This window comes from Erwinia sp., assembly GCF_031978025.1.
GTDB lineage: Bacteria > Pseudomonadota > Gammaproteobacteria > Enterobacterales > Enterobacteriaceae > Erwinia.
In genome coordinates, this window is the sequence record NZ_DALZCD010000192.1 from 1 (window position 1) to 8,455 (window position 8,455).

The window sequence follows — 8,455 nt, forward strand, 5'->3', positions numbered from 1 at the left end:
GAAACGCGGGCCCAGTTCGTTAAACAGTTTTGCCACGATCTCGTTATCACGAGTGCGGGCGAATGCCAGACGACGATTAGCTACGCTGTCGGTCTTGGCAAGAGTAATCAGCGGTTCAACTACACGACGCAGCTCTTTCGCTTTTGGCAGGGTCGTCTTGATGATTTCATGACGAACCAAAGAGCCTGCCATGTTGCGGAACATAGCCTGGCGATGGCTGCTGTTGCGGTTCAGTTGACGACCACTCTTACGATGGCGCATGACCTTATCCTTCTCAGTGAAACCTTAACCTGTGATCGGGTTATTCATCAGCGATGCTAGCGGGCGGCCAGTTTTCCAGGCGCATGCCCAGAGACAGACCACGAGAAGCCAGCACATCTTTAATCTCGGTAAGAGATTTTTTACCAAGGTTAGGCGTTTTAAGCAGCTCAACCTCGGTACGCTGTACCAGATCACCGATGTAGTGGATAGCTTCTGCCTTAAGGCAGTTAGCAGAGCGGACAGTCAATTCCAGATCGTCAACAGGGCGCAGCAGGATCGGATCGAATTCTGGTTTCTCTTCTTTCACTTCCGGCTGACGTACATCACGTAAGTCAACGAAAGCTTCCAGTTGTTCAGCCAGAATGGTTGCCGCACGGCGGATCGCTTCTTCAGGATCAATAGTGCCGTTGGTTTCCATTTCGATGACCAGCTTGTCCAGGTCAGTACGCTGTTCTACACGCGCTGCTTCAACATTGTAGGCAATACGCTCTACAGGGCTGTAGCAGGCGTCGACCAACAGACGACCGATCGGGCGCTCATCTTCTTCCGAATGAATTCGGGCAGAAGCCGGCACATAACCACGACCGCGCTGAACTTTGATACGCATGCTGATAGCCGCGTTCTCATCAGTCAGGTGGCAGATCACGTGCTGCGGCTTGACGATTTCGACATCACCATCATGGGTGATATCGGCTGCAGTCACAGGGCCAATGCCAGATTTATTCAGAGTAAGAATAACTTCATCTTTCCCCTGAACTCTTACCGCCAGCCCTTTCAGGTTGAGCAGGATTTCCAGGATATCTTCCTGTACGCCCTCTTTGGTGCTGTACTCATGTAGTACACCATCAATTTCAACCTCGGTCACCGCGCAACCCGGCATTGATGAAAGCAGAATACGGCGCAGTGCGTTACCAAGAGTATGGCCAAAGCCACGCTCTAAAGGCTCAAGGGTCACCTTGGCGTGCGTCGAACTCACTTGCTCGATATCTACCAGGCGCGGTTTTAGAAACTCTGTCACAGAACCCTGCATTGTGTCCTCTCTTTGGTACTAAGCTTTACTTGGAGTAAAGCTCGACGATCAGGTGTTCGTTAATGTCCGCAGACAGATCGGTACGTTCAGGAATACGTTTGAACACACCTTCCATCTTAGTTGCATCAACTTCCAGCCAGGTTGGCTTTTCACGCTGCTCAGCCAGCTCCAGAGCGGCTTTCACGCGAGACTGCTTTTTGGCTTTCTCACGGATGCTAACAACGTCATTCGGAGTTACCTGATAAGAAGCGATGCTAACAACGCGACCATTTACCATGATGGATTTGTGGCTAACCAGCTGACGTGCTTCTGCACGAGTGGCACCAAAGCCCATACGATAAACAACGTTATCCAGACGACCTTCCAGCAGAGCTAACAGGTTTTCACCGGTGTTGCCTTTCAGACGTGCTGCTTCTTTATAATAGTTACGGAACTGACGCTCCAGCACGCCGTAGATACGACGAACTTTTTGCTTTTCACGTAACTGTACGCCATAGTCAGACAGACGCGGTTTACGCGCACCGTGCTGGCCAGGGGCTTGTTCAATCTTACACTTGGTATCAATCGCGCGAACGCCAGACTTCAGGAAGAGGTCTGTACCTTCACGACGGCTCAGCTTGAGCTTAGGACCCAAATATCTTGCCATTTTCTTTCTCCAACATTCCTAAAAAACGGGCGTTATACGCGGCGTTTTTTCGGCGGACGACAACCGTTGTGAGGGATCGGAGTCACATCAGTAATATTAGTGATGCGGAAACCAGCAGCGTTCAGAGCACGAATCGTTGATTCGCGGCCTGGACCAGGACCCTTAACCATAACTTCCAGGTTCTTAATACCGTACTCTTTCACGGCGTCTGCGCAACGTTCAGCGGCAACCTGTGCAGCGAACGGCGTAGATTTACGAGAACCACGGAAACCGGAACCACCGGCTGTTGCCCAACCCAGCGCGTTACCCTGACGATCGGTAATGGTCACGATGGTGTTGTTGAAAGATGCATGGACATGAGCCACGCCATCAGAGACTTGCTTTCTTACACGCTTGCGTGCACGAACTGGTGCCTTTGCCATTATTCAATCACCCCGATTATTTCTTGATCGGTTTACGCGGACCCTTGCGGGTACGTGCGTTGGTCTTGGTACGCTGACCGCGCACTGGAAGACCACGACGATGACGTAAACCACGATAGCAACCAAGGTCCATCAGACGCTTGATGCTCAGGGTGACTTCACGACGCAGATCGCCTTCAACAACAAACTTTGCAACTGCGTCACGCAGAATGTCGATTTGTTCTTCAGACAGCTCACTGATCTTAACATTTTCAGCGATTCCCGTTGATGCACAGATAGCCTGTGAGCGGGTCTTGCCGATACCGAAGATCGCGGTTAAAGCGATAACAGTATGTTTATGATCAGGAATGTTAATGCCTGCTATACGGGCCACTATGCACTCCTACTATTTAAATATGCGCCCCATGCTGAAAAGCCCGTTTTCAGGATACTCAAATGGAAACGCATAGACATACAAAAGATTGGCTGGCTAATCTAGCCAGCTCAACCCGACTTTGCAAGAAAAATATTAGCCCTGACGCTGTTTATGCTTAGGCTCGGCGCTGCAAATCACACGAACGACACCATCACGACGGATGATTTTGCAGTTACGACATAATTTCTTGACGGAAGCACGAACTTTCATTTTTACTCTCCGTAACTTCTCAAGCGCCTGAATTAACGGCCGTAGCCTTTCAGGTTTGCTTTCTTCAATGCAGACTCGTATTGACTGGACATCATCAGAGTTTGCACTTGAGCCATAAAGTCCATGATGACAACAACTACGATCAGCAGTGATGTACCGCCGAAGTAGAATGGAACTTTCATCGCATCACGCATGAACTCCGGGATTAGGCAGATGAAAGTAATGTAGAGCGCACCCACTAACGTGAGGCGAGTCATTACTTTATCGATGTACTTCGCCGTCTGTTCTCCCGGACGAATTCCTGGTACAAATGCACCAGACTTCTTCAGGTTATCTGCTGTTTCACGCGGGTTGAAAACCAACGCCGTATAGAAGAAACAGAAGAAGATGATTGCAGTCGCATAGAGTAACACATAAAGCGGTTGACCAGGCTGCAAATACATTGAAATAGTCGTCAGCCAGTTCCAGCCGGTTCCGCCCCCGAACCATGAAGCTATGGTCGCCGGGAACAGGATAATGCTGGAAGCAAAGATTGCCGGGATAACCCCTGCCATATTCACTTTCAACGGTAAATGTGTGCTCTGCGCAGCATAGACACGACGGCCTTGCTGACGTTTCGCATAGTTCACCACAATGCGGCGTTGACCACGCTCAACGAAAACAACGAAGAAGGTCACTGCAAATACAAGAACTGCAACCAACAGCAACAGGAGGAAGTGCAGGTCGCCTTGCCGCGCTTGCTCGATGGTATGGCCAATGGCCGGCGGCAATCCCGCAACGATACCAGCGAAGATTATGATAGAGATACCGTTGCCGATACCCCGCTCAGTAATCTGTTCACCCAGCCACATCAGGAACATTGTCCCGGTCACCAGGCTGACAACAGCGGTAAAGTAGAAAGCAAAGCCTGGGTTTAACACCAGGCCCTGCATTCCAGGCATATTCGGCAGACCGGTAGCAATACCGATAGACTGAAATATGCCCAGTACCAGTGTGCCGTAACGGGTGTACTGGCTAATCTTACGACGGCCAGCCTCCCCTTCTTTCTTTATTTCTGCCAGCGCGGGATGAACCACGGTCAGCAGCTGGATAATAATCGAGGCCGAAATATACGGCATAATACCCAGGGCAAAGATAGAAGCACGGCTCAGAGCACCACCAGAGAACATGTTAAACATTTCAATGATGGTGCCACGCTGTTGCTCAAGCAGTTTGGCAAGTACAGTGGCATCGATACCAGGGATCGGAATAAAAGAGCCAATGCGGAATACAATCAGCGCACCAATCACAAACAGAAGTCTGCGTTTTAGTTCGCCAAAACCACCTTTGGCACTTTGAAAATCTAATCCCGGTTGCTTAGCCATCTGCTACTTATTCCTCAATTTTACCGCCAGCAGCTTCGATTGCAGCACGAGCGCCTTTAGTGACACGCAGACCGCGAACCGTTACCGGAGCAGAGACTTCGCCAGACAGGATAACCTTAGCGAATTCAATCTGAATACCGATAATGTTGGCCGCTTTCAGCGTGTTCAGGTCGACGATCCCGCCTTCAACTTTCGCCAGGTCAGACAGACGAACTTCTGTCGTAACCATAGATTTGCGAGAGGTGAAACCGAATTTCGGCAGACGACGGTACAGAGGCATCTGGCCACCTTCGAACCCACGACGTACGCCACCGCCAGAACGAGAGTTCTGACCTTTGTGACCACGACCGCCGGTTTTACCGAGGCCAGAACCGATACCACGACCCAGACGCTTGGAAGCGTGTTTAGACCCGTCGGCCGGAGACAGAGTATTTAAACGCATCTGTTACTCCTCCACTTTAACCATGTAGGAAATCGCGTTAACCATGCCGCGTACAGCTGGCGTGTCTTCACGCTCTACGGTGTGGTTAATACGACGCAGACCCAGGCCAAGCAGCGTTGCCTTGTGTTTCGGCAAACGTCCGATCGAACTGCGGGTTTGAGTAATTTTAATAGTCTTAGCCATGGTCATTACCCCAGAATGTCTTCAACGGATTTGCCACGCTTGGCAGCGACCATTTCTGGGGAATTCATGTTGGCCAGGCCATCCAGCGTTGCACGAACCACGTTAATCGGGTTAGTGGAACCGTAGGCTTTAGCCAGAACGTTATGAACCCCAGCGACTTCCAGAACGGCGCGCATTGCACCGCCGGCAATGATACCGGTACCTTCAGAAGCCGGCTGCATGAACACACGAGAACCTGTGTGCACACCTTTAACAGGGTGCTGCAGGGTGCCGTTGTTCAGCGCGACATTGATCATATTGCGACGAGCTTTTTCCATCGCTTTCTGGATCGCTGCTGGAACTTCACGCGCTTTACCGTAACCAAAACCGATGCGACCGTTACCGTCGCCTACCACTGTCAGTGCAGTGAAGGAGAAAATACGACCACCTTTAACGGTTTTCGATACGCGATTTACCGCGATCAGCTTTTCCTGCAGTTCGCCAGCTTGTTTTTCGATGTGTGCCATCTTACACCTCTACCTTAGAACTGTAGGCCAGCTTCACGGGCAGCATCTGCCAGTGCCTGGACACGACCATGATATTGGAAACCAGAGCGGTCGAAAGAAACACCAGTGATGCCTTTTTCGATTGCGCGCTCAGCAACTGCTTTACCAACAGCGGCGGCGGCGTCTTTGTTTCCAGTGTACTTCAGTTGCTCACTGATTGCTTTTTCTACTGTAGAAGCAGCAACCAGAACTTCAGAACCGTTAGGAGCAATTACCTGTGCGTAAATATGACGCGGGGTACGATGTACCACCAGGCGAGTTGCACCCAGCTCTTTGAGCTTGCGGCGTGCGCGGGTCGCACGACGGATACGAGCAGATTTCTTATCCATAGTGTTACCTTACTTCTTCTTAGCCTCTTTGGTACGCACGACTTCGTCGGCGTAACGAACACCCTTGCCTTTATAAGGCTCAGGACGACGGTAGGCGCGCAGATCGGCTGCAACCTGTCCAATCATCTGCTTATCAGCGCCTTTCAGCACGATTTCAGTTTGAGTTGGACATTCAGCAGTGACGCCCGCAGGCAGCGCGTGTTCAACAGGGTGAGAAAAGCCCAGGGCCAGACTCACAGCGTTGCCTTTCACGGCCGCACGATAACCTACACCAACCAGCTGCAGCTTCTTAGTGAAGCCTTCGGTAACACCGATAACCATACCGTTCACCAGTGCACGAGAAGTACCAGCCTGTGCCCAACCGTCTGCAAAACCTTCGCGTGGTGCGAAAGTCAGAGCGTTGTCAGCATGCTTCACTTCTACAGCATTGTTGAGGGTACGAGTCAGCTCGCCGTTTTTACCTTTAATCGAAATAACCTGACCGTCGAGTTTTACCTCTACGCCGGCAGGAATGACGACAGGTGCTTTAGCAACACGAGACATTCTTTCCTCCGTTAAGCTACGTAGCAGATAATTTCGCCACCAAGACCAGCCTGGCGCGCTGCACGATCGGTCATGACACCTTTAGAGGTAGAAACAACAGCGATACCCAGTCCAGCCATTACTTTTGGCAGTTCGTCTTTGCGTTTGTAGATACGCAGACCTGGACGGCTTACACGCTGAATGCTTTCTACCACAGCCTTGCCCTGGAAATACTTAAGAGTCAGTTCCAGTTCTGGCTTGGTGTCGCCTTCGATTTTAAATTCTTCAATATATCCTTCTTCCTTCAGCACGTTGGCAATTGCCACTTTCAGCTTGGAGGAAGGCATGGTGACCGCAACTTTGTTCGCGGCTTGACCGTTACGGATACGGGTCAGCATATCCGCGATCGGATCTTGCATGCTCATCTGTCTTTACTCCCGTGATTCAATTGGTAATTACCAGCTAGCCTTTTTCAAGCCAGGTACTTCACCGCGCATGGCGGCTTCACGCAACTTGATACGGCTCAACCCGAATTTGCCCACATAACCATGCGGACGGCCAGTTTGGCGGCAGCGGTTACGCTGACGAGACGGGCTGGAATCACGCGGCAGAGTTTGCAGCTTGAGAACCGCATTCCAACGATCTTCGTCGGATGAGTTCACATTAGAGATGATAGCTTTTAATTCCTCGCGTTTAGCGCGGTATTTATCAGCCAGTTTTACGCGAACGACTTCGCGTGCCTTCATCGATTGCTTAGCCATGAAGTAACCCTACCTTACTTGCGGAACGGGAAGTCAAAGGCAGCCAGCAGAGCACGGCCTTCATCGTCAGATTTCGCAGTAGTGGTAATGGTAATATCCAAACCACGAACGCGATCGACTTTGTCATAGTCGATTTCTGGGAAGATGATCTGCTCACGAACGCCCATGCTGTAGTTACCACGACCGTCGAATGACTTAGCGGACAAGCCACGGAAGTCACGGATACGCGGTACAGCAATAGAGATCAGACGCTCAAAGAACTCCCACATGCGCTCGCCACGCAGAGTTACTTTACAGCCGATCGGATAGCCCTGACGGATTTTGAAGCCTGCAACAGATTTGCGTGCTTTGGTGATAAACGGTTTTTGACCGGAGATTGCTGCCAGGTCAGCTGCTGCGTTATCCAGCAGTTTCTTGTCAGCGATCGCTTCACCAACACCCATGTTCAGGGTGATCTTCTCGACCCGAGGGACTTGCATGACAGAATTGTAGTTAAACTCAGTCATGAGTTTCTTAACTACTTCGTCTTTGTAGTAATCATGCAGTTTCGCCATCGTACTACTCCAAATTACTTGATAGTTTCGCTGTTAGACTTGAAGAAACGGACTTTTTTGCCGTCTTCGAATCTAAAGCCTACACGGTCAGCCTTGCCGGTGGCAGTGTTGTAAAGTGCAACGTTGGAAACCTGAATAGCGGCTTCTTTTTCAACGATGCCACCTGGTTGGTTCAGAGCCGGAACCGGCTTCTGATGTTTCTTCACCAGGTTGATACCTTCAACAATGACCTTGCCAGAAGACAGGACATTCTTAACTTTACCGCGCTTACCTTTATCTTTGCCGGTCAGCACGATAACTTCGTCATCGCGACGGATTTTAGCTGCCATTTTTCGCTCCTTAGAGTACTTCTGGTGCCAGAGAGATAATTTTCATGAACTTTTCAGTACGAAGTTCACGAGTTACCGGCCCAAAAATACGCGTTCCGATAGGCTGCTCGCTGTTATTGTTTAAAATAACGCATGCATTACCATCGAAGCGAATGACAGAACCGTCCGGGCGACGAACACCCTTCTTGGTGCGCACCACTACCGCCTTCAGCACATCACCTTTCTTAACCTTACCGCGAGGAATTGCTTCCTTGATGGTAATTTTGATGATATCGCCTACGCCTGCGTAGCGACGGTGCGAGCCACCCAGAACCTTGATACACATTACGCGACGTGCACCGGAGTTGTCGGCGACGTTCAGCATAGTCTGTTCTTGGATCATTTTAGTGCTCCGCTAATGTCAACTACTACTTCGGGACCTGATTCAGGTCGTATAAAAGCC

General features: G+C 50.5%; 17 protein-coding genes. All 17 read right to left on the minus strand.

Features of this window, described 5'->3' with window-relative positions; all coding sequences use genetic code 11:
• Positions 1-261: 50S ribosomal protein L17 (gene rplQ / locus RTK32_RS14990; RefSeq protein WP_050154739.1), on the minus strand; the 261-nt coding region annotated here is incomplete at its 3' end.
• A gap of 40 nt (positions 262-301) precedes the next feature.
• The gene (locus tag RTK32_RS14995; RefSeq protein ID WP_002919219.1) at positions 302-1,291 is read right to left on the minus strand and encodes a DNA-directed RNA polymerase subunit alpha; all 990 of its coding nucleotides are present in this window, start codon (positions 1,289-1,291) and stop codon (positions 302-304) included.
• A 25-nt stretch (positions 1,292-1,316) separates the two neighbouring features.
• Complete coding sequence (gene rpsD / locus RTK32_RS15000; protein WP_004160561.1) at positions 1,317-1,937, minus strand: 30S ribosomal protein S4; 621 nt, start codon at positions 1,935-1,937, stop codon at positions 1,317-1,319.
• 32 nt (positions 1,938-1,969) lie between these two features.
• Entirely contained in the window at positions 1,970-2,359 is a 390-nt protein-coding gene (gene rpsK, locus RTK32_RS15005) for a 30S ribosomal protein S11 (RefSeq protein WP_034899652.1), read from the minus strand.
• A 16-nt stretch (positions 2,360-2,375) separates the two neighbouring features.
• On the minus strand, positions 2,376-2,732 hold the full coding sequence (gene rpsM / locus RTK32_RS15010) for a 30S ribosomal protein S13 (protein ID WP_048917626.1): 357 nt from the start codon (positions 2,730-2,732) through the stop codon (positions 2,376-2,378).
• A gap of 135 nt (positions 2,733-2,867) precedes the next feature.
• Positions 2,868-2,984, minus strand: coding sequence for a 50S ribosomal protein L36 (gene rpmJ / locus RTK32_RS15015; protein ID WP_004160566.1), 117 nt, complete (start codon positions 2,982-2,984; stop codon positions 2,868-2,870).
• 32 nt (positions 2,985-3,016) lie between these two features.
• Positions 3,017-4,348, minus strand: coding sequence for a preprotein translocase subunit SecY (gene secY, locus RTK32_RS15020; protein ID WP_124233601.1), 1,332 nt, complete (start codon positions 4,346-4,348; stop codon positions 3,017-3,019).
• Between the two features lie 7 nt (positions 4,349-4,355).
• Positions 4,356-4,790, minus strand: a complete 435-nt coding sequence (gene rplO / locus RTK32_RS15025) for a 50S ribosomal protein L15 (RefSeq protein ID WP_125290979.1) — start codon at positions 4,788-4,790, stop codon at positions 4,356-4,358.
• 3 nt (positions 4,791-4,793) lie between these two features.
• A complete protein-coding gene (rpmD, locus tag RTK32_RS15030) occupies positions 4,794-4,973 on the minus strand; it encodes a 50S ribosomal protein L30 (protein ID WP_004160569.1) in 180 nt (59 codons plus the stop codon).
• Between the two features lie 5 nt (positions 4,974-4,978).
• A complete protein-coding gene (rpsE, locus tag RTK32_RS15035) occupies positions 4,979-5,479 on the minus strand; it encodes a 30S ribosomal protein S5 (RefSeq protein WP_004160571.1) in 501 nt (166 codons plus the stop codon).
• A 14-nt stretch (positions 5,480-5,493) separates the two neighbouring features.
• Positions 5,494-5,847 carry a 50S ribosomal protein L18 gene (rplR, locus tag RTK32_RS15040; RefSeq protein WP_004160572.1) on the minus strand — a complete coding sequence of 118 codons (354 nt, stop codon included), beginning with the start codon at positions 5,845-5,847 and terminating at the stop codon, positions 5,494-5,496.
• A gap of 9 nt (positions 5,848-5,856) precedes the next feature.
• Entirely contained in the window at positions 5,857-6,390 is a 534-nt protein-coding gene (gene rplF, locus RTK32_RS15045; RefSeq protein WP_312045376.1) for a 50S ribosomal protein L6, read from the minus strand.
• 11 nt (positions 6,391-6,401) lie between these two features.
• A complete protein-coding gene (gene rpsH, locus RTK32_RS15050) occupies positions 6,402-6,794 on the minus strand; it encodes a 30S ribosomal protein S8 (RefSeq protein WP_052902739.1) in 393 nt (130 codons plus the stop codon).
• A gap of 30 nt (positions 6,795-6,824) precedes the next feature.
• Positions 6,825-7,130: a 30S ribosomal protein S14 gene (gene rpsN, locus RTK32_RS15055; RefSeq protein ID WP_312045379.1), complete on the minus strand. Its 306-nt coding sequence runs from the start codon at positions 7,128-7,130 to the stop codon at positions 6,825-6,827.
• A 14-nt stretch (positions 7,131-7,144) separates the two neighbouring features.
• Complete coding sequence (rplE, locus tag RTK32_RS15060; protein WP_024966584.1) at positions 7,145-7,684, minus strand: 50S ribosomal protein L5; 540 nt, start codon at positions 7,682-7,684, stop codon at positions 7,145-7,147.
• Positions 7,685-7,698: 14 nt separating this feature from the next.
• Positions 7,699-8,013, minus strand: coding sequence for a 50S ribosomal protein L24 (gene rplX / locus RTK32_RS15065; RefSeq protein ID WP_020322770.1), 315 nt, complete (start codon positions 8,011-8,013; stop codon positions 7,699-7,701).
• Positions 8,014-8,023: 10 nt separating this feature from the next.
• Positions 8,024-8,395 carry a 50S ribosomal protein L14 gene (gene rplN / locus RTK32_RS15070; protein ID WP_002919748.1) on the minus strand — a complete coding sequence of 124 codons (372 nt, stop codon included), beginning with the start codon at positions 8,393-8,395 and terminating at the stop codon, positions 8,024-8,026.
• Positions 8,396-8,455 lie beyond the last annotated feature (60 nt).

Coding starts and splice junctions, on each gene's coding strand:
- secY (WP_124233601.1), bottom strand. CDS start 4,348: ATGGCTAAGCAACCGGGATTAGATTTTCAAAGTGCCAAAGGTGGTTTT.
- rplX (WP_020322770.1), bottom strand. CDS start 8,013: ATGGCAGCTAAAATCCGTCGCGATGACGAAGTTATCGTGCTGACCGGC.
- rplO (WP_125290979.1), bottom strand. CDS start 4,790: ATGCGTTTAAATACTCTGTCTCCGGCCGACGGGTCTAAACACGCTTCC.
- rpsH (WP_052902739.1), bottom strand. CDS start 6,794: ATGAGCATGCAAGATCCGATCGCGGATATGCTGACCCGTATCCGTAAC.
- rpmJ (WP_004160566.1), bottom strand. CDS start 2,984: ATGAAAGTTCGTGCTTCCGTCAAGAAATTATGTCGTAACTGCAAAATC.
- rpsE (WP_004160571.1), bottom strand. CDS start 5,479: ATGGCACACATCGAAAAACAAGCTGGCGAACTGCAGGAAAAGCTGATC.
- rplN (WP_002919748.1), bottom strand. CDS start 8,395: ATGATCCAAGAACAGACTATGCTGAACGTCGCCGACAACTCCGGTGCA.
- RTK32_RS14995 (WP_002919219.1), bottom strand. CDS start 1,291: ATGCAGGGTTCTGTGACAGAGTTTCTAAAACCGCGCCTGGTAGATATC.
- rplF (WP_312045376.1), bottom strand. CDS start 6,390: ATGTCTCGTGTTGCTAAAGCACCTGTCGTCATTCCTGCCGGCGTAGAG.
- rplR (WP_004160572.1), bottom strand. CDS start 5,847: ATGGATAAGAAATCTGCTCGTATCCGTCGTGCGACCCGCGCACGCCGC.
- rpmD (WP_004160569.1), bottom strand. CDS start 4,973: ATGGCTAAGACTATTAAAATTACTCAAACCCGCAGTTCGATCGGACGT.
- rpsD (WP_004160561.1), bottom strand. CDS start 1,937: ATGGCAAGATATTTGGGTCCTAAGCTCAAGCTGAGCCGTCGTGAAGGT.
- rpsN (WP_312045379.1), bottom strand. CDS start 7,130: ATGGCTAAGCAATCGATGAAGGCACGCGAAGTCGTTCGCGTAAAACTG.
- rpsK (WP_034899652.1), bottom strand. CDS start 2,359: ATGGCAAAGGCACCAGTTCGTGCACGCAAGCGTGTAAGAAAGCAAGTC.
- rplE (WP_024966584.1), bottom strand. CDS start 7,684: ATGGCGAAACTGCATGATTACTACAAAGACGAAGTAGTTAAGAAACTC.